Here is a 19,578-nt window from a genome sequence, read left to right on the forward strand (position 1 = left end):
TCTGAAATGGAACGCAGTAACCGGAGCTACCGGATATGACCTGGAGATAGATGGCGCTGTAGTGTCCACTACTGCCACTGCCTACACGAAGAGTGGCCTTGCATCAAACACAAATCACACCTTCCGTATTCGTTCCAAGAATGCCGCAGGAGTAGGAACATGGGGTGATTTGATTAGCGGAACCACGCAATTGAACACCCCAGTATTGAAAGCCGCATCGGAAGAAACGGCTATTAACCTGACGTGGGCAGAAGTCGCTGACGCTACGAAATATGAAGTGGAGGCTGATGGCGTGGTAGTAGCAACAGTGAACAAACCATCGTACATGCACAGCAGCTTGCTCGCCGGAACAGCACACAAATATCGCGTACGGGCTTTGACTGACACTAATACGAGTGCATGGACTGCCATTTTGACACAAAGCACATTACCTGCTTCCGTTAGCGGTCTGACTATAAACTCGGTAACGAACGCGGCAATAGCTTTGAAATGGAACGCAGTAACTGGAGCCACAGGTTACGATCTGGAGATCGATGGTGTCGTAGTGTCCACTACTGCCACTGCCTACACGAAGAGTGGTCTCGTAGCAAACACAGAGCATACCTTCCGTATTCGCTCGAAGAATGCTGCAGGAGTAGGGACATGGAGTGATTTAATTAGCGGAACTACGCAACTAAACATTCCAGTGTTGAAAGCCGCATCGGAAGAAACGGCTATTAACTTGACGTGGGCAGAAATCGCTGACGCTACAAAATATGAAGTAGAAGCTGATGGCGTAGTAGTGGCGACAGTGAACGAACCTTTGTACACACACAGCAGTCTGCTCGCAGGAACATCACATAAATATCGCGTACGTGCGCTGACTGCTACTAATACAAGTGCATGGACAGCCATTTTGACACAAAGCACAATTCCAGCTTCTGTTAATGGACTTACCGTAAACTCTGTAACTAATACGGCTATTGCTTTAAAATGGACAGCTGTAACCGGAGCTACGGGGTACGATCTGGAGATCGATGGAACAGTTGTCGCTGTTACTGGCGTTGCCTACACCAAGAGTGGTCTTGCAGCCAATACAGAGCACACCTTCCGCATCCGCTCGAAGAATACCGCAGGTGTAGGAACATGGAGTGATTTAATTAGCGGAAGCACGCAATTGAACACCCCTGTATTGAAAGCCACATCGGAAGAAACGGCTATTAACCTGACATGGGCAGAAATCGCCGACTCTACGAAATATGAAGTGGAAGCCGATGGCGTAGTGGTGGGGATAGTGAACGAACCTTCGTACACTCATAGTAGCTTGCTCGCAGGAACAGCACACAAATATCGCGTACGTGCTTTGACTGCTACCAATACAAGTGCATGGACAGCCATTTTGACACAAAGCACACTGCCTGCTTCCGTTACTGGATTGACTATTAACTCCGTAACGAACGCGACGATCGCACTAAAATGGAACGCAGTAACTGGGGCCACCGGATACGATCTGGAGATTGATGGGACCGTAGTACCCACTACTGCCACTGCTTACACGAAGAGTGGTCTTGCAGCGAACACAGAGCACAGCTTCCGCATCCGTTCGAAGAATGCCGCAGGTGTAGGTGTGTGGAGTGATTTGATTAGCGGAACCACGCAATTGAACACACCAGCGTTGAAAGCGACATCCGAAGAAACAGTTATCAACCTGACGTGGGCAGAAATCGCAGATGCTACGAAATATGAAGTAGAAGCCGATGGCGTAGTAGTAGCGGCAGTGAACGAACCTTCGTACACACACAGCAGTCTGCTCGCAGGAACATCACATAAATACCGCGTACGGGCTTTGACTGCTACTAATACGAGTGCATGGACAGCCATTTTGACGCAAAGCACATTGCCTGCTTCGGTTACCGGGTTGACCATTAACTCCGTAACGAATGCAGCAATAGCCTTGAAATGGAACACAGTAACTGGAGCTACCGGATATGATCTGGAAATTGACGGTACAATCGTCGCTGTTACTGGCGTTGCCTACACCAAGAGTGGGCTCGTAGCAAACACAGAGCACACTTTCCGCATCCGCTCAAAGAATGCCGCAGGTGTAGGTGGGTGGAGTGATTTGATTAGCGGAACAACACAATTGAACACCCCAGTATTGAAAGGAACCTCAGACAGAACAGAAATTCTATTAACATGGGATGCTGTCATTGGTGCCTCTTCATATGAAATTGAAGCAGATGGTCAAATCGTAGCGACTATAAATGATACAACCTTTATTCATTCCGATTTGCTTCCATCAAGCCTTCATAAATATCGCATTCGTGCACTGAATGATCAAAATGTAAGTGCTTGGTCTTCTGTATTAAGCATCAAAACATTGAATTAAGGATGTAGATCAGGGGGATAGGTTGCGCATAAATGCACCCTATCCTCTCTTTTGTTCGTAAAGAGGTTATGGACTTGAAGTGAGAAAATAAGGTAATGTATAGTTATTATCCATTCGGAATGAGAAGTTTGAGAGGGGCGTTTTAGCGATGAATCTGGGTAACTGTCCTCGCTGTGGTAGATTATATGCTTTGAATTTTCGGGATGTATGCTCGAATTGTATTAAGGAAATAGAGCAAGAATACCAGGTTTGTGCAGATTACCTGCGTGAGAATAGAGGCGCCAACATTCAGGAATTATCCGATGCAACAGAGGTTTCGATCAAAACGATTACGAAGTTCATCCGAGAGGGGCGGATTTCCATCGAAAACGCCCCAAATATGATGTATCCTTGTGAAGTATGTGGAACCCTGATTCGCGAAGGCCATATGTGCGACTCATGCCGGAATCGTTTGACTAAGGATTTGGCTGGAGCAGCTCGCGAAGTAGGTCAGAAGGATAACGGCAATATAGGCGGACGAACCTACAATGCCGTCGACAAACTGCGCGATTCATAGGAACGAGGGCTTAAATACAAGTTTTGCTATAACAAATGTTTTGGAACGTACCGATAAACTTATTAAAGATTATCGGTTTTTTTTATTATCCTAATCGTTTGATAACATAAAGATAATGTGAAAAATCCTAAGGTGGAAGGAAGTGCAACTCGTATGAAAATCAATGAACCGAGTAGAATTGGTGCAATCAATTCATATCAGAGGAACGTTGAATCCAATCAGCAGGCTGATGCCAAAAAGAGCCGCCGTAAGGACGAAGTATCCATTTCTCCGGAGGCGATGAAGATGCTTGAGGAACAAGGTCGTACACAGGATGCAGGACGTATACAACGGATACAGGAACTGAAAGAACAAGTAAGTTCGGGAACTTACCAGGTGGACAGCAGCAAGCTTGCTGACAAGTTACTGCCGTACTTTAAGTCATTTGATAAGGAATAGGTGATCACGTAATGGCAGCACTGGACAGATTAATTGCAGTTTTGCAGCAAATGGAACAAAGTCACCGCGAGATGCTGGCACTCAGCGAGATCAAGAGACAGGTCATTGTCAAAAACGATGTGGATCAACTCATTGCTGTAATGAATAAGGAATCCAAGTTTATGAAACAGCAGGAGCCACTGGAGAGTGAACGATTGAGTGCAGTTCATGAACTGCTTCAGGAGCGGGGCATTAAGTCGATGCTTAACCTGAATATCACAGAGATCTCCAAGCTGATCTTTGATCCGGCTGATAAACAGCGATTGCTTGAAGTCCAGAAGAAGCTAGCGGGAACATTGCAGGAATTGAAAGAAATTAATCAATTGAATCAAAAACTGATCGAGCAATCATTGATGTTTATTGATCTCTCAATGGACATATTTGCTTCTCGGCCGGAACAGGATGCCACATATCAGCATCCTGCTGATAAGAACGGTAATCCAGGGCGAATCGGTCTGTTTGACACGCGTGCCTGATTAATTAGGGGGAAACCAGGTGACATCTACATTTCATTCAATCGAAACCGCTAAACGCAGCTTGTTCACACAGACGACAGCTCTTAGCACAACTGGTCACAATGTGGCTAATGCCAACACTGAAGGATATTCGCGGCAGAAGGTAAACATGCAAGCATCCATTCCAATGGAGCCGTTTGCATTTTTACATAGTACAACACCGGGACAATTAGGAACAGGGGTAGAGTTCGACTCTATTACCCGTGTCCGTGAGAAGTTTCTCGACGACCAATTCCGCAATGAAAACACCAACTTCGGAAGTTGGTCCATTCAACGGGATACGCTTGAGAAGCTAGAAGCCATTGTGAATGAGCCATCCGACACAGGATTTCGGACTGTAATGGATAACTTCTACAAATCCTGGTCTGATCTGAGCAAAAATCCGGAGGATGTAACGGCACGTCGTATCGTAAAAGAAACGACATTGGCACTTACAGATGCGATGAACCAAATCAGCCGTCAACTGGATGCGCTCAGTCAGGATTTGGACAGTAACATTGCTGTGAAAGGTAATGAAATTCAGGGCTATCTCGGTAACATTGCGAACCTTAATAGTGCAATTGTAAAAGTCGAGTCTCTTGGAGACAATGCCAACGATTTGCGTGACCAACGTGATCTGATGACGGACAAGCTGTCCAAAATCATGAACGTTACAGTTACGGATTCTCCGCAAGGATACCAGGTTCAGATGAATGGACAGGCACTCGTTACAGGCGGTGCGGTACAAGTAACGGTAGATCCTGCTTTTCTGAATGCTGCGTATACAGCAGGCACGCTCACTAACGGCGAGGTTCACGGCATGATCAAGTCCAGAGACAGTTTGGTGAGTGATTATCAGAAACAAATGGATGACTTAGCTAATACGCTTGCCAACGGTGATATTGAGATCACCCTTCCAGCAGGCTCAGTCCTGCCAGACAATACTGTTCTGGGTGGGGTGACATATACAGGGGCTGCACGTACCCTGGCAACTGATCTGAAGGTTACAGTCAAAGGTCTGAACGGTCTGCACCAACTTGGGTATAGCATGGATGGAACGACTGCACCAGGAATTCCATTCTTTACCGCTTCGGGTGGTGGAACAGCAATAACAGCTGGCAATATCTCATTAAATGCCGCAATTCTCGCTGATCCGAATAAGATTGCAACATCTTTAAGAACAACTATTGATTCCTCGGGAACAGAGACCGTAATCAAGGGGAATAATACGCTTGCCAATCTGCTTGCCAACCTTAAAGATACGCCGATGAAATCAGCTGACGGTTTGCGTAATGCAACGGTTGGCGCTCAATTCAGTGCCATTGTAGGTCAACTTGGGGTTCAATCCCAAGAGGCTGCACGCCAGACATCGAATTCGGAATTCCTCGTGGAGCAGGTCGACACGCGTCGCCAATCTGTGAGTGGTGTTTCCTTGGATGAAGAGATGGCAAACATGATCAAATTCCAGCACGCGTACAGTGCCTCTGCACGTTTTATGACCACTTACGACCAGTTGCTTGATAAATTGATTAACTCTACGGGTACAGTAGGCAGATAATAAGAGAGGAGTGACATAGTAGACGATGAGGATTACAAATAATATGCTTAGCTCGCAGTTGGTGCTCAACTTGAATCGCAATGCACAGCAAATGAACAATACACAAACTCAGCTGGCAACAGGCCGTAAAATCAATAAACCATCTGACGATCCTGTAGGGATTACATACTCCCTTCGTTATCGTGGAGAACTTTCTTCCAACGAGCAATATCAAAAAAACGTGGATAGCACGATTTCATGGTTGGAATTTAATGATACGGTGATGGACCAGACAGGAAGTGTCATTGGACGTCTAAGGGAACTAACAGTGCAGGCAGCTACCGGAACTAATCCCCAAGAGGCACTGGATGGCATTAACGAAGAGATAAAGCAACTTAAGGCACAACTCGTTGATATTTCAAACAGTAAGCTGAATGGGAAATACATTTTCAATGGCGAAACCTATGATCAAAAGCCTTATGATTTTCCAGCAAGCGCGGATGGTTCATTTGATACAACTAATGCAGCTGCGGTAATAACCGACCCTGGCAAAATAAACTTCATTGTTGGTGAGAGCATACAAATGCCGATTAACGTAACCGGAAATGAGTTTTTTGGAAACTCTACAGAAACAGACAATTTATTTGTTATCTTTAATACGATTAGCCAAGCTCTTACAGACGGAAACTTGGGTGAATTGTCTAATCAGCTTGATGCGATTGACAGTCGTACAGATAAAATTTTGGCTATTCGTGCTGAGGTTGGGGCTAAAACGAACAGGGTTGATCTCATGCAAGGAAGATTGAGTGATCTTGAGGTTAATCTGACCGACCTGCAATCGAAAGTGGAGGACGCAGATTTTGCCGAATTGTCTATCCAATCCAAGATTCAGGAAAATATCTATAATGCTTCGTTATCTACAGGTGCCAAAATTATTTCTCAATCTTTGGTTGATTTCCTTAGATAACTAGGAAGGGTGATCTTTTGAAAACTCTCCCCATCCTACAGATTCATACAACACCTTCTGTGTTGCAAATTGATGCCGATCTAGGTCAGTATTCCATTCGTCAGCCTAAGGCAGATGTTCAAATGACGACACGTCCGTCGAAGCTGACCGTGGAGAGCCATCCGATCCGATTCGAGGTAGATCAGAGTAGGGCGTTCTCCGCCTATACGGGTGGAAACATGATTGATATGAACGCACGCATCTATTCGGGAATCGAGAAAATTTTTCTTGAAAACATGGCTGAACGTGTTGAACAGGGGAATGAATTGGCTGCTATTCACAAACCGGGTAATACGATTGCCAACATTGTAGGAACTAACTGGAAATCAAAACCTTTTCCTGAAATAAGGACGCCTGCTTCCATGGATAACGTCGATATACGAATTGAGACTCGAGCGCCGAATATTCGTTTCGAATCGGCTGTCTCTGAAATGAACGTTACCGTGAACAAACCAGAGATTGAGTACCATCGGGGGAAATTGGATATCTATGTGAAGCAGTATGCTTCAATTCAATATACTCCGCCTGCTATAGATATAGGGATGTAGTAGTTATAATAGAGCTATAGACGGTCTTCATTGTAGACTTCTATGGCTCTTTCTGTATAAAATCTTCGCCAAGGAGGCGCTTATTATTAATATTCAGACAAGCATGTGGGGAGAACTTGATGTTAGAGAAGAAAATATATATCACTTTTCGAAAGGTTTGCCTGGGTTCGATGAAGAGACTCAATTTGCATTAATTCCATGGGAGGAGACTCCCTTCATCTACTTGCAGTCTATAAAGGAACCTGACTTGTCTTTCTTGCTAGTAAGTCCTTTTGTTTTCGCCCCGGACTATAGTTTTGAGCTTCCTGAGGCAGATCGTGCTGAACTGGAGATTAGTGAAGAGGTTTCCGTATACTCCATCGTAACCATTCAATCAGAAGTGAGTAGATCCACGATGAATTTACTTGCACCTGTGGTACTTAACCCGAGTAAGAGAACAGGAAAACAAGTGGTTCTTCACCAGTCATCATATGCAACACGTCATCAGATCTGGCCAGCAAAAGATACAAATTCAGTGAAGGGTGGAGTTTGAGATGCTGGTATTGTCACGAAAAAAAGGAGAGTCCATTATCATCCAGGATCATATTGAAGTGACTGTACTGGCAGTAGAAGGTGATACGGTGAGGATTGGAATATCCGCTCCTAAGCACATCGACATATTCCGTCAGGAAGTTTATGCATCTATTCAGGAGGCAAACCGTGAGTCTGCTACACCCCTTGCGCCTAGCGTCGAGGCATTTATGGAATTACTCCGTGAGACAGAAAATAAAAAAAAATAAAAAAAATCCAATTTGCTATAAACAGTTCCTCACAATCTGTCGATATATAATTTAGACGCTGCTTCGGCAGGGCGGCCGACCTTAATGTCGCGGCGTTTACCACAAGGATGTGGAACTAACTTATTTCAGGGAGGAAACACTCAATGATTATCAATCACAATATCGCTGCGATGAACACTCATCGCCAACTGAACGCAAACACAACTAACACAAACAAAGCTATCGAAAAATTGTCTTCCGGTCTTCGCATCAACCGTGCAGGTGACGATGCAGCAGGTCTGGCAATTTCCGAAAAAATGCGCGGACAAATCCGTGGTTTGGATATGGCTTCCAAAAATGCTCAAGATGGTATCTCTTTGATTCAAACTGCTGAGGGTGCATTGAACGAAACACACAGCATTCTGCAACGTGTTCGTGAATTGTCTGTTCAATCTGCGAATGATACGAACACTGATGATGATCGTAAAGAACTTCAAAAAGAAGTAGCTGAGTTGACCAAAGAAGTAGATCGTATTTCGACTACAACTGAGTTTAACACTAAAAAATTGCTCGATGGCGCTGGTGTCAGCGGTGCAGTATTCCAAATTGGTGCTAACACAGGTCAATCAATTACATTGTCAATTGCGAATATGGGCGCAGCATCCTTAGGAATTTCTGCAGTAAACATCGATACTCAAACAGGTGCTAACGCTGCAATTTCAACTCTGGATGCGGCTATTAAATCGGTATCTTCCGAGCGTGCTATGTTGGGTGCAAACCAAAACCGTTTGGAGCACACAATCAACAACCTGGGAACCACTTCCGAGAACCTGTCTGCTGCTGAATCCCGTGTTCGTGACGTAGACATGGCTAAAGAAATGATGAACCAAACGAAAAACAATATCCTTGCTCAAGCTTCCCAAGCTATGTTGGCTCAAGCAAATCAACAACCGCAAGCAGTTCTTCAATTGCTTCGTTAAGTTTAATCGAATATCTTTCCACTATCGAAAAACTCTCATCTTTTTTAGATGGGGGTTTTTTCTTTTTTTATTTTTTCTAAACTAATCACTCATCTAAATATGACCGATATAAGGAGTAACGAAAACTATTCTTTAGTGAGAGGAAATTCTGATATATGTATAAAACAATTGCATTATGTATGATTGTAAAAAATGAGGAACAGTACTTAAGAAGATGCCTAGATAGTGTGAAAGACAAAGTGGATCAAATCATAATCGTAGATACTGGTTCGACGGATGCGACGGTGGATATAGCGAAAGAATATACAAATGAAGTTTATAACTTTGCATGGGTCAATGACTTTTCTGCAGCGAGAAATGAAGCGATTAAATATGCAACTTCAGATTATATTTTAATATTGGATGCAGATGAATATTTGGATGAGAGCTCAGACTTAAAAGCGGATGTAAGTTCAGAATGTGATTATTATTTTCTGAAAGTTCATAATATTTTTTCTCATAACCAAAAAATAGAGCATACCTCTATACGAATTTTCGCTAATTTTAAGGGGTTATTTTATCGCAATCGGCTGCATGAGCATTTAAATAATTTAGACGAGGATAAGAAGGCATTTACAAGCGGCTTTGGAAAATCGTATCTCTACCACACAGGGTACACAGATGAAATGATGCAAGATAGAGATAAACAAAAAAGAAATTTACCTTTAATGCTACAGGAAGTAAAGGAAAATCCCAATGCTTATAATTTGTTTAACATGGGCAGAACCTATAAGTGGGTTGGGGAGCATGAAAAGGCAATACACTATTTTAAAAAGGCATATCCATTAAGTACTAATTTAATTATTGTATCTGATCTTTTGACCAATTTAAGCCACTGCTTAGTTTCTTTAAAAAGAGAGTTCGAGGCTTTGCAAATACTTAATGATGCTACTGCTCTGTACCCTAATGAAACAGATTTACGTCACACCCAAGCACTGGTGTTCTCGGAGGTTCATTACTATAAAGATGCTACAGCAGCATTAAAAACTTGTTTGCAACTCGGTGATCAAGGAATAACAGTAACTGAGGGCAATGGGGGGTTCATGGCATATTATAGATTGGCAGAATTGCATGAGAAAAATTATCGCCTTTCGCTAAGCTATGAATACATTATTGAATGCGTTCGAATAAAAAAGGACTTTATGGCTGGAATTGCAAAATATTTTGAGATAGTGACCATGGCGAGTATCCCACTGACTGATGTTTATCAGAATTTTAATCAAATATATCGTATCTCAGCCATTAAAGAGCTTAAGGTTTTACTTGAAGTGCTTTATGCTTTACGGCATCCTATTCTGAACAGATATCTCAATGACTATAAAATTAATCCCGAAGATAATGTCCTGGTGATAGCAACTCAGTACGATAAGCAATATGACAAAGCAAAATCCATGTGGTTAGGGATGGCAAATATTGATGCGGAGAATGGTGAAGATATTTTGCTGCTTGCACTAATTCTCAAGGATTCTGAGCTTTTCGAATTGTCCAGATCTTATTTGAATTTAAGTGTAAAAGAAGCAAAGGTGCTTCGAAGCATTATTATGAACCACGAAATAGATATACCCAAATATACAACATACTTGGAAAATATACTAGAAAAACTAGTTGATCGCTTGTTGATACTCCAAGAGTATGAAATCTTCCAATGTAGTTTGGAGTATATTTGGTTGGGTTCTTTAGAACTTAAATATAATACTTTAGAAAAAATGATGAGGTATGGTTTTAATGAAGTAGCTATTGATCTTTTAGTTAAATTATTCGAGGTTAATCCTAATGATGCGAAAATAATAAGATTATTGGGAGATGCTTGTTTGAATTCCGGTTATCTGGAAGATGCACAGCTTCTTTATACAAAGTTATTAGATCTTTGCCCTGAATACAGCTCTTATGAAAGAAGCTATCGTTTGTACGAACAATTAGAAGATAAGGAAATGATGAAGAATATTGTTGATAGCATCAAAAATAAATTCCCACTTTGTTTGTGGGTTCATGAAATAGCTATCTAAGGAAGGTGAGGGAAATGAAAGTTAGAGTTGCTGTCATTGGTACAGGTAATATGGGTCTTAATCATATACGTAACTTATATCATAATCCCAACGTTGATTTAGTTGGTATGGTTGATATTAGTGAAGAAAGAATAAAACAAGTGCAGAATTTGTTTGATGTGGAAGGATTTCATGACTACAAAGAACTCTTGGGAAAGGTTGATGCAGTAAGTATAGTAACACCAACAAGTACCCACTTTGAAATTGCTAAGTTTTTTCTCGAAAATCGCGTGAATGTTCTTTTAGAAAAACCCATCACTCAAGAGATAGATGATGCTGAGAAACTCATTGGAATTTCTGGAAAAATGGGAGCGAAACTAGCTATTGGACATATTGAGCGTTTTAATCCTGTCATGACTGAGATGAAGCAAATGCTCAATGGTAAGAAGCCAGTTTATATTGATATTCACCGGGAGAGTCCGTTCGATGCTCGGATTTTCGATACAGATGTGATATCTGACTTGATGATTCATGACATTGACTTGATACACTTTTTGCTTAATGAACCTATTCGGGTTATATCTGCACAGGGAGTAAGTGTTCATTCTGATAAAAATGACTTAGTGAATGCGCAACTTATAAGTAAAAGCGGTGTTCTCATTAGTATAACTACTAGCCGAGCTACTGAGCAGAAAATCAGATCATGGAGAGTTATTATGCCGGATAAGTTAATAGAGGCAGATCTTCTAGAGCGTAAATTATATCTAACTCGCAGAACATCTGTAGGAGTAGACTTATTCCAAACAGGCTTTGATCATAAATATACGCAGGAACAGATTACTGCAAAAATTCTAGTCGCTAATTATGAACCTTTGCAGATGGAAATAAATGATTTTATCAATTCTATAAAAACTGGAATTGCCCCTCAAACTGGTGGAGTTGAAGGTTTAAAAGCTTTGAAAATAGTAAAAGAAATTCAAAAAGCGACAATACTTGATTCTCATTCATGGGTATTAGAAGAACAGGAGCTGAGTATAACGATATGAGACATATTCCTATAGCCAAGCCATCCATAGGAACAGAAGAAATTGAAGCTGTAACTCGAGTTTTGGAGACAGGACAGTTAGCTCAAGGTGAGACAGTTTATCAATTTGAACGGGAATTTTCAGAACATTTTGGTTATACAGGATCAGCAGCGGTTGCCAATGGTACTGCAGCTTTGCACATTGCCCTATTGGCTGCAGGCGTCAAGCCAGGAGATAAGGTTCTAACTACTCCATTCACCTTTGTAGCAACTAGTAATGCTATATTATATTGCAATGCAGTTCCTGTTTTTGTTGATGTAGACGAGGCTAGTTTTAATATCTCACCGGAAGCTATACGTAAGGCAGTTCATGATTTTCCCGAGGCAAGATATCTTCTGCTTGTTCATTTGTTTGGACAATCTTGCGAGATGGACAAAATAGCTGAAATAGCAAAAGAAGTTAATCTAACCATTATTGAAGATTGCGCTCAAGCACATGGTGCAACTTACCAATCCAAGCCAGTAGGTACATTTGGTTGTGGCGGCACGTTTAGCTTTTATCCTACCAAGAACATGTCTACGGGGGAAGGGGGAATGATTGTTTCTCAGGATACGCAGTTCTTGGATACTAGTAAATTGCTAATCAATCATGGTTCAAAACAAAGATATGTGCATGAAGTGCTTGGCTATAATTATAGAATGACTAATATTGCAGCAGCTATCGGTATTGAGCAACTCAAAAAAATTGATCGAATGAATTCTGCTCGCAGAAAAAATGCCGAATATTATTTCTCCAATATACACAACAGCCTGGTTACATTACCATTTGTTCATGAATATTCACATCATGTGTTTCATCAATTCACAATAACGACTACTCATAGAGATCAACTCGTAAGCTATTTATCTGAAAAAGGAATTGGGACGGGCATTCATTATCAATTACCAGTCCATAAGCAAATGCACATAAAAGAGTACTTGGCATCTGTTAAGCAAAAGCAGTATTCGTGTCCTACAGCAGAAAAACTATCAGAACAGGTATTGTCTATTCCAGTGAATCCTGAGCTGTCTATGGAAGATCTTGAGTATGTGGTTCAGACAATCAATAACTTTTCTGTATAGTTGAAATTTACTATGGTAGGGTGATTTTAAATGGAATTTGAATTATGTATGAATCCCACATTGTTATCTACTATAGCGGAGCAATTTAATTGTAAAGTTTTAGGGGGTAATATTCTTATCTCTAAATTTGGGAACTTGTCCAGTAGGGCGAATATGCCTCAAATGCAGCTCAGCTATATTAATTCAGAAGTGTATGTAGAGCAATTTAATAATTCTGATATTGGAGCCTGCATTGTTCATAGCTCCTTCAAAGAGTTGAAATCATTCAGTTCAGTAAAAAGTTATTTAGTAACTGATGAAAATCCTGAGCAATTATTCTATCAAATTTTTATGTATTTTGTTCAAGAAAATACATTTCAAGTTGTGGAAGACCGAAGAGGAGCTAATATTTATTTGGCAAAGACAGCGGTGATTGGAGAATCAGTTACCATTGGGAATGATTGCGTAATAATGGATAACGTAGTTATCATGCCTAACACTATTTTGGGTGATCGGGTCGTTATAAAACCCAATACAGTTATAGGTGGAAATGGATTTCAAGTGAAAGATATAGGTGGAAAGAGAAAAGTTATTCCGCATGTAGGTGGAGTCTATATATCTGATGATGTTGAAATTGGATCATGTGTGACGATAGATAAAGGTCTATTTGGTGAGTTTACAACTATTGGTAGTGAAGTGAAAATAGATAATAATGTATATGTAGCACATTCTGTTTGTATTGGTAAGAGAACGATGCTAGCAGGGGGAGTAGTGGTAGCGGGAGGAGTATCTATAGGTTCAAGTGTATGGTTGGGTATACAGGTTTCAGTAAACCAACTCTTAACTATTGAAGATTATATCTATGCAGGAGCTCATGCGGCTATAGTGAGGTCAGTGAAAGCTCATCAGAAGATAGTTGGTGTTCCAGCAAGAGTAATCGGATGGGTATGCACTTGTGGAAATGATTTACATTCGACAAAAGAACCTTCCGTCTGGGTTTGTCCTCAGTGTGAAAGTCACTATATGTTAAATGATAGTGGAAATATGAATAAACAATAGAACTTATAAGTTAAAGTATAGATAAATTTTAAGGAGATGAAGGATAATTACTGTAAAAAATGGTATGGATATAATCGATTGCTACAACGATATTGAGAAACTAAATGTACTTAGAAATGAAATGGTTGGACTGAGTAGTGATGAAGAAATATTTAGTTGTATTAACATCTTGGTTGAATTCATTATTGGAAGCCAAAAATATTTAAGGTATCAAGAGTTCGAACAACTAACGGAGAGTGTCACCACATTTATCGAGTATTGTAACGGTGAGTATACTCGAGAAGAAATGATTTCACTCTATAATGGAGTCATATTTAAATGCAGTGAGTTTTATCAAGTTCTAAAAAATCAACATCGAGTCAATATTTATTTTTTAGGACAAGATGATGAAAATATTATAACCCAATGTTTTCGTGAAGAATATACAGTGTTCAAAGGGTTTTTCTCAGATGATAAAAATTTATTCCCTTTTTTAAAGGGAATAGTAGAGAAACAAGAGGCCGAATATCATGTTTTGATTCAAAATGTGGATGATGTAAGTGAAGAATTAGTTGGTTTGCTAGCTAATTTTGACGAAGTCATTAGTTATAAAAAATTGGTTCAGGAATTGATTAGTAATTTTGTGAATCAGAAATATTATAGTAATTATGACTACTACTATTTATCTAAAAATATGAAGAAAAATACTGATTCAGAAATTTTAGCAGCAGGATCGTCTTATTCAATGTTTGGGCTTAATGAACGCAGTTTTGATAAAAGTGTTCTGAATTTGTCTCTTGCTTCTCAGGATCTTTACTATAGTCATAAAATCGTAAAAGAGGCCTTGAAGTATAGTCGAAACATTAAATACTGTATTATAGGTATGTCCTACTACAGTTTTCACTTTGATTTATCCAGAAGTAAAAAAGAAGCTGAAAAAAGGATAAACAAAGTTTATTATCCTATTTTTAAGGATTCTCACCATTTCGAAGTAAACGATAGTGTCACCTCATCTGATATGAATTTTGATGATAATAACCTGAGTTTTTTATATCATATTATATTCAATAAAATAAAATTAGACCAAACTATTGTTGAAGCAGTAATTGTACACGATTCATACTTTAATAATAATGTTAACAGAGAACTCTTCAGCTTACTTGGAAATGTTAGATTGGAGGATATGGATCTCTCTCAAAAGGTAGCAGTAGGTCAACAAAGAGCAGAACAACATAATCAATTATTAGTCCATAATAAAACTGTAGAAGAAAATACTAATATTATGAGAAATCTTATTAATTATTTAAACGAAAAAAGGATAACTCCTATCGTTGTGGCATTCCCGGCGACGGAATATTACCAAAAGTTTTTTGATCACGAATTTAAGGCTGTTTTCTATGAAGTCATGAACAGTCTAGCTAATACACACACGTTTAAGTTAGTCGATTTATTTAATTCAGATGACTTTGTTGAGTCTGATTTTTTAGATATGGACCACCTAAATGAAAAGGGTGCTGTTAAAGTTAGCAATATGCTGAATATGGTATTAAATAGTCTTCAATAAACTATTATAGTTTTAAATTCTTCACAATATACCCTAAACAACCGATAAAATAATAAATAGGCCATCGGAGGTTGGAAGAATGAATCTGCAATTTTCAGTTTCAACGAATCAGATGAATGGACCGTCTCAAAGTAGTGAAAATTTCACTACTGGTAACAAAACAACTGAATCATTAGTAACTGCTATAAAAAGTGGATCTGCTTTAACTAAATTGGAGCAACAGGGGGTTGCTATTCCTCTTGGAGAAGAGCAGCTTATTCGTGCTATTGACCGCGCAGTCAAAGCTCTTCAGGGTCCAACCACAACCTTGGAAATGAGTGTGCATGAGAAAACACACCAGATCCTGGTTAAAGTTTTGAATAAAGAAACTGGTGAATTAATTCGTGAAATTCCACCTGAAAAAACACTTGATCTTGTAGCTAACATGATGGAAATTGCCGGAATACTTATAGATGAAAAAGTATAAGGGGGTACTGTAATGCGTATAAATGGCTTTTCTGGTATGGATATAGATAGTATGGTGACATCATTAATGACTGCGAAGAAGTTACCATTAAATAAACTAAATCAACAAAAACAAATTTTGGAGTGGACACGAGAAAGTTATCGTGAACTGAATAGTAAAATTGTGCAACTTAGTGATAAATTACAAAAAATGAATAGGTCAGAAGCAATGAACACCAAACTTTCAACAATTTCTGGAAATACTACTGCTCTTAAAGCAGATGCCAATTCTAATGCAAGTTCTACACCGATGTCGGTTGAGATCACCCAATTGGCAGCCCAATCTCATTTAAGTACTAAAGCGAATGAAACATTGAATGCTACACTTAGTACTACCTTAGGAGAGATCGCCGGAAGCGACACACCAGGAGAATATGAGTTAAATATCAATGATAAAAATATTAAATTTAACAGTACGGATTCTATTACAACAGTAATCGCTAAAATCAATTCTGGAGGAGCAAATGTAACAGCATCCTTTGATGAAATAAGTGGGAAATTTTCAATAACTGCAAAAGAATATGGGACAAAAAACAATATTAAATTACAAGACGGTGCTACAAATACTTTACTTGCTTTATTAAAAACAGGTACAGGTTCAGCAGATGTGAATGCTGCTGTAAACGGTTCTGTTAAAGTAAAAAACTTAAATGATGGAACTGAAAAAACGTATAGCCCCGAAGGCAATACGCTTACTGTGAATGGTGTGAAACTTACTCTTTTAGAGAAAACTGATTCTAATAATCCTGTAAAAGTTACAACTCAATCTGATCCTGCCAAAGCGATGGAAACGATAAAATCCTTTGTGGACACATATAATGAACTACTGGGAATGATGAATACCAAACTAAGTGAACAAAAATTTCGTGATTTTGCTCCATTGACAGCGGATCAGAAGAAAGACATGAAGGAAGACGAGATAAAAAATTGGGAAGAAAAGTCCAAAAGTGGATTACTAAAGAATGATTCGATTCTTAGTACGGCTGTTTCTTCAATGCGCATGGTTATAGCAGGGCAATTAGGCGATTTAAGTTCTTTTGGTATTACAACTGGACAGTATTATGAGAAAGGTAAGTTGCAAATTAATGAAGAAAAATTGAAGGCAGCTTTAACTGCAGATCCAGATAAAGTATTGAGTGTTTTCCAAGGGTCTGGGTCAGACGGTACTAAAAAACCTATATTCAGTGAATTAAGAAGCCAGCTTAACACTCCGTTAGATATGTTTGCTAAGAAGGTAGGTACTTCAAAATACGATTCAAATGCGAGTATTTCTTTGAACGTTGATAGTATAATGGGAAAACAACTTAAAGAATATAAAAGTCGAATTACGGAGTTCGAACGCAAAATGAAAGATGCTGAAACGCGTTACTATAAACAATTTACAGCAATGGAGTCTGCAATGAATAAGTACCAATCACAATCATCAAGCTTAACAAGTTATCTACAATAGTGAAGAAAGGATGATCTAACTTGATTACATCTCCTTATGAAAAATATAAAAATTCATCAGTGCAAACTTCTACTCCTGGACAGCTTGTCATCATGTTATATGATGGTGCTATTCGTTTTGTTAAGGCTGGCTTGGATGGAATATCTTCGAATGATTACGCTAAAGCAAATATGAACTTAGGGAAAGCTCAAACCATCATAAGCGAGCTAATGTCTACATTGAATCGTTCTTATGATATTTCGAAAAATTTGTATTCTCTTTATGAATATATGAACTATTTGCTTATTCAAACGAACATTAAAAAGAAAGTGGAATCAGGTGAAGAGGTCTTGGGTTACCTCCAAGAGCTTCGTGAAACCTGGATCACAGTAACTAAACAAACAGCAGGTATGCAATTACATGGTGAGTAATAGTATCGGTGATATGTTAGAGGAAAGTCTTACCCAGTTAGAGCGAAAAACACAGCAATTCATTTTACAACTTGATGAGACTGACTATGAAGAAGTTGAGAGATTTGTAGAAGAACGTCAGGATCATGTAGATCATTTACTCAAGATGCTGGATGGACAAGTAATTACTGTAGAACAAAAACAAATGTTGAAACGTATATTAAGTCACGATGCTCAGATAAACCAGCGTATGCAATTTCTTAAAGAAGAAGCCAAAGATTGGCTAGTCCAACGTAGTCGAGCTAAATCACAAAGAAATGCTTATGATTCTAAATATGCACCTGATAGTTATTTAATGGATAGAAGGAAATAGTATATTACAGAGGAGCCTTGTGGATAAATTCCACAAGGCTCCTCTGTTTTTCTAGAAAAACTATTTTCTTTTTAGCCAATGATAATCAATAAATATTCGTAAAATCGATTAAATCGTCCTCTTCTTCATAATTAAACACTAATGTATGTTTCCCCAATCTATAGGTCATTTCATATCCACCGGCCGCTTCGTTATAATATTCATTATAAGGTTTACCCAGCCAGAGCCGCACATTCTGTGGGGCGAGATTCTGTTTCTCGTTGTATAGTTGCAGAATGGCAATGCGTGACTTGGCATTAAGTTCATGCATATACGAATCAAAGCCTAAGCCAAATTGAGGATAGTAATAAAATGCTCCCCATTCCCCGTTTCCACGAGACTTAGGTTTATTTAGATTACTCTGCACGGACTTGAGAGTCATTCCAATCTTGATGTCAGATCGACCTGGCAGCATGCCCTTTGATGCAGCGGCCTTAAGACTCTCCAGATAGGCTCGATCCCCCATTCCGGAGTTTGGCCAAGACGATTGATCCAAATAACGGGTATCGCAGAGACGCAGCTCCAGCTTGCTAACATTTAGCTTAAATGTATCAACTGCATACTTGAATTGCATATTGTTATAATATTTGAATTGTACTCTGGAACCTGACAAACTGCGGATACCATCATTTCTGAGAGCCCAGTATGTGTCGGAAATCTTTTTGCCTTTATTGTCGGTGAATTTTATTGGTTGCAACACACCAGAACGGATTATATAAGTGTGTACCTCATTAAAGTTGGAAGTACCCCAATCTGTAAGCATTAACATGTCAGGCGTTCCTGCATCTTTCCCTTTAATTGTATAATTCCAGGTCTGAGGCAAAATAATAGTTTCAATAGGTAATTTTGTAGTTTGAATGGTTCCGAACTTAGCTCCTTTTTTTAGAAGCGCTGCACGATACGTTCCAGAATAACTTTTGTCGCCTGTTTTATTGTTTGTCCAGTCATTAGGCTCTGTAAGGGTAAATTTCTGCTCATCATCCGCGAATAGATAAACGGTATAAGACGTTTGATTTGCATCCCGCAGTGTGAAGGAGAGACGGCTCTTACTTTTGAGTTGATCGGCAGAGATTTGTTTTTCTTTTGCAGCGGCAGTTGTCGGTAGCATTAGTAATGTGCATAATGTGATACTGGCGAAAATTAGTATTGCTAGTAAGCTCCACTTTCTGTAATACTTTGAATAGATCATCGTTGATTCTCCTCTGGCTATTGTAGTGAAAATATGTAATTTGAAACTTTATAAATTGTATCATTTTTGCTGTTATTCGCACAGCAGAGTAATTCCAAATAAATCTGTAATTAATACATAAAAATAGATCTATCACTAGACTAACAACCCTCATTATTA

General features: G+C 39.4%; 20 protein-coding genes. 19 read left to right on the forward strand and 1 reads right to left on the reverse strand.

All coding sequences use genetic code 11. The features are described from left to right. The 19 genes from ACFTRD_RS23635 to fliT all read left to right on the forward strand — a co-directional run. Nucleotides 1–2,368 (forward strand): fibronectin type III domain-containing protein (locus ACFTRD_RS23635; protein WP_379384283.1); only part of this gene is annotated, 2,368 nt, incomplete at its 5' end. 148 nt (nt 2,369–2,516) lie between these two features. Continuing rightward, entirely contained in the window at nt 2,517–2,924 is a 408-nt protein-coding gene (locus ACFTRD_RS23640) for a TIGR03826 family flagellar region protein (RefSeq protein ID WP_379384285.1), read from the forward strand. Between the two features lie 153 nt (nt 2,925–3,077). Further along, nucleotides 3,078–3,362 (forward strand): flagellar biosynthesis anti-sigma factor FlgM, encoded by a 285-nt coding sequence (gene flgM / locus ACFTRD_RS23645; RefSeq protein WP_053779526.1) that lies wholly within the window; start codon nt 3,078–3,080, stop codon nt 3,360–3,362. Between the two features lie 11 nt (nt 3,363–3,373). After that, a complete protein-coding gene (locus ACFTRD_RS23650) occupies nt 3,374–3,877 on the forward strand; it encodes a flagellar protein FlgN (RefSeq protein ID WP_072733605.1) in 504 nt (167 codons plus the stop codon). A 19-nt stretch (nt 3,878–3,896) separates the two neighbouring features. Further along, nucleotides 3,897–5,453, forward strand: coding sequence for a flagellar hook-associated protein FlgK (gene flgK, locus ACFTRD_RS23655; RefSeq protein WP_379384288.1), 1,557 nt, complete (start codon nt 3,897–3,899; stop codon nt 5,451–5,453). 25 nt (nt 5,454–5,478) lie between these two features. Beyond that, nucleotides 5,479–6,399 (forward strand): flagellar hook-associated protein FlgL, encoded by a 921-nt coding sequence (flgL, locus tag ACFTRD_RS23660; protein ID WP_379384290.1) that lies wholly within the window; start codon nt 5,479–5,481, stop codon nt 6,397–6,399. 17 nt (nt 6,400–6,416) lie between these two features. Further along, nucleotides 6,417–6,986 carry a DUF6470 family protein gene (locus tag ACFTRD_RS23665; RefSeq protein WP_379384292.1) on the forward strand — a complete coding sequence of 190 codons (570 nt, stop codon included), beginning with the start codon at nt 6,417–6,419 and terminating at the stop codon, nt 6,984–6,986. A 103-nt stretch (nt 6,987–7,089) separates the two neighbouring features. Further along, nucleotides 7,090–7,518, forward strand: coding sequence for a flagellar assembly protein FliW (gene fliW, locus ACFTRD_RS23670; protein WP_379384294.1), 429 nt, complete (start codon nt 7,090–7,092; stop codon nt 7,516–7,518). Nucleotide 7,519: 1 nt separating this feature from the next. Further along, nucleotides 7,520–7,765, forward strand: coding sequence for a carbon storage regulator CsrA (gene csrA / locus ACFTRD_RS23675; protein ID WP_379384296.1), 246 nt, complete (start codon nt 7,520–7,522; stop codon nt 7,763–7,765). A 143-nt stretch (nt 7,766–7,908) separates the two neighbouring features. Further along, nucleotides 7,909–8,724, forward strand: a complete 816-nt coding sequence (locus ACFTRD_RS23680; RefSeq protein ID WP_379384298.1) for a flagellin N-terminal helical domain-containing protein — start codon at nt 7,909–7,911, stop codon at nt 8,722–8,724. Between the two features lie 155 nt (nt 8,725–8,879). After that, on the forward strand, nt 8,880–10,769 hold the full coding sequence (locus ACFTRD_RS23685) for a glycosyltransferase (RefSeq protein ID WP_379384300.1): 1,890 nt from the start codon (nt 8,880–8,882) through the stop codon (nt 10,767–10,769). A gap of 14 nt (nt 10,770–10,783) precedes the next feature. Next, nucleotides 10,784–11,794: a Gfo/Idh/MocA family oxidoreductase gene (locus ACFTRD_RS23690; RefSeq protein ID WP_379384302.1), complete on the forward strand. Its 1,011-nt coding sequence runs from the start codon at nt 10,784–10,786 to the stop codon at nt 11,792–11,794. Further along, complete coding sequence (locus ACFTRD_RS23695; protein ID WP_379384304.1) at nt 11,791–12,894, forward strand: DegT/DnrJ/EryC1/StrS family aminotransferase; 1,104 nt, start codon at nt 11,791–11,793, stop codon at nt 12,892–12,894. The genes ACFTRD_RS23690 and ACFTRD_RS23695 overlap by 4 nt, the downstream gene beginning before the upstream one ends. 30 nt (nt 12,895–12,924) lie before the next feature. Then, nucleotides 12,925–13,932: a hypothetical protein gene (locus tag ACFTRD_RS23700; RefSeq protein WP_379384306.1), complete on the forward strand. Its 1,008-nt coding sequence runs from the start codon at nt 12,925–12,927 to the stop codon at nt 13,930–13,932. Nucleotides 13,933–13,996: 64 nt separating this feature from the next. Further along, on the forward strand, nt 13,997–15,475 hold the full coding sequence (locus ACFTRD_RS23705; protein WP_379384308.1) for a hypothetical protein: 1,479 nt from the start codon (nt 13,997–13,999) through the stop codon (nt 15,473–15,475). A 79-nt stretch (nt 15,476–15,554) separates the two neighbouring features. Then, entirely contained in the window at nt 15,555–15,941 is a 387-nt protein-coding gene (locus tag ACFTRD_RS23710; RefSeq protein ID WP_379384310.1) for a flagellar protein FlaG, read from the forward strand. Nucleotides 15,942–15,953: 12 nt separating this feature from the next. After that, complete coding sequence (gene fliD / locus ACFTRD_RS23715) at nt 15,954–17,429, forward strand: flagellar filament capping protein FliD (protein ID WP_379384312.1); 1,476 nt, start codon at nt 15,954–15,956, stop codon at nt 17,427–17,429. Nucleotides 17,430–17,449: 20 nt separating this feature from the next. Next, a complete protein-coding gene (gene fliS, locus ACFTRD_RS23720) occupies nt 17,450–17,839 on the forward strand; it encodes a flagellar export chaperone FliS (protein ID WP_379384314.1) in 390 nt (129 codons plus the stop codon). After that, nucleotides 17,829–18,191 (forward strand): flagellar protein FliT, encoded by a 363-nt coding sequence (gene fliT / locus ACFTRD_RS23725; protein WP_379384316.1) that lies wholly within the window; start codon nt 17,829–17,831, stop codon nt 18,189–18,191. Before fliS ends, fliT begins: the two co-directional genes overlap by 11 nt. A gap of 85 nt (nt 18,192–18,276) precedes the next feature. On the opposite strand, the gene ACFTRD_RS23730 is transcribed toward fliT, so the two are convergent. Next, a complete protein-coding gene (locus tag ACFTRD_RS23730; RefSeq protein WP_379384318.1) occupies nt 18,277–19,419 on the reverse strand; it encodes a DUF4309 domain-containing protein in 1,143 nt (380 codons plus the stop codon). Between the last annotated feature and the right edge of the window lie 159 nt (nt 19,420–19,578).

Origin of the sequence: Paenibacillus sp. NPDC056933 (genome assembly GCF_042674385.1) — a bacterium.
Classification (GTDB): Bacteria; Bacillota; Bacilli; order Paenibacillales; family Paenibacillaceae; genus Paenibacillus.

Bases quoted from the DNA above. Each gene is read 5' to 3' on its own strand.
- ACFTRD_RS23730 (WP_379384318.1), bottom strand. From the start codon at position 19,419: ATGATCTATTCAAAGTATTACAGAAAGTGGAGCTTACTAGCAATACTA.
- ACFTRD_RS23640 (WP_379384285.1), top strand. From the start codon at position 2,517: ATGAATCTGGGTAACTGTCCTCGCTGTGGTAGATTATATGCTTTGAAT.
- ACFTRD_RS23710 (WP_379384310.1), top strand. From the start codon at position 15,555: ATGAATCTGCAATTTTCAGTTTCAACGAATCAGATGAATGGACCGTCT.
- ACFTRD_RS23695 (WP_379384304.1), top strand. From the start codon at position 11,791: ATGAGACATATTCCTATAGCCAAGCCATCCATAGGAACAGAAGAAATT.
- ACFTRD_RS23700 (WP_379384306.1), top strand. From the start codon at position 12,925: ATGGAATTTGAATTATGTATGAATCCCACATTGTTATCTACTATAGCG.
- ACFTRD_RS23690 (WP_379384302.1), top strand. From the start codon at position 10,784: ATGAAAGTTAGAGTTGCTGTCATTGGTACAGGTAATATGGGTCTTAAT.
- fliT (WP_379384316.1), top strand. From the start codon at position 17,829: ATGGTGAGTAATAGTATCGGTGATATGTTAGAGGAAAGTCTTACCCAG.
- csrA (WP_379384296.1), top strand. From the start codon at position 7,520: ATGCTGGTATTGTCACGAAAAAAAGGAGAGTCCATTATCATCCAGGAT.
- ACFTRD_RS23685 (WP_379384300.1), top strand. From the start codon at position 8,880: ATGTATAAAACAATTGCATTATGTATGATTGTAAAAAATGAGGAACAG.
- flgM (WP_053779526.1), top strand. From the start codon at position 3,078: ATGAAAATCAATGAACCGAGTAGAATTGGTGCAATCAATTCATATCAG.
- fliW (WP_379384294.1), top strand. From the start codon at position 7,090: ATGTGGGGAGAACTTGATGTTAGAGAAGAAAATATATATCACTTTTCG.
- ACFTRD_RS23650 (WP_072733605.1), top strand. From the start codon at position 3,374: ATGGCAGCACTGGACAGATTAATTGCAGTTTTGCAGCAAATGGAACAA.
- fliD (WP_379384312.1), top strand. From the start codon at position 15,954: ATGCGTATAAATGGCTTTTCTGGTATGGATATAGATAGTATGGTGACA.
- ACFTRD_RS23705 (WP_379384308.1), top strand. From the start codon at position 13,997: ATGGATATAATCGATTGCTACAACGATATTGAGAAACTAAATGTACTT.
- ACFTRD_RS23680 (WP_379384298.1), top strand. From the start codon at position 7,909: ATGATTATCAATCACAATATCGCTGCGATGAACACTCATCGCCAACTG.
- flgL (WP_379384290.1), top strand. From the start codon at position 5,479: ATGAGGATTACAAATAATATGCTTAGCTCGCAGTTGGTGCTCAACTTG.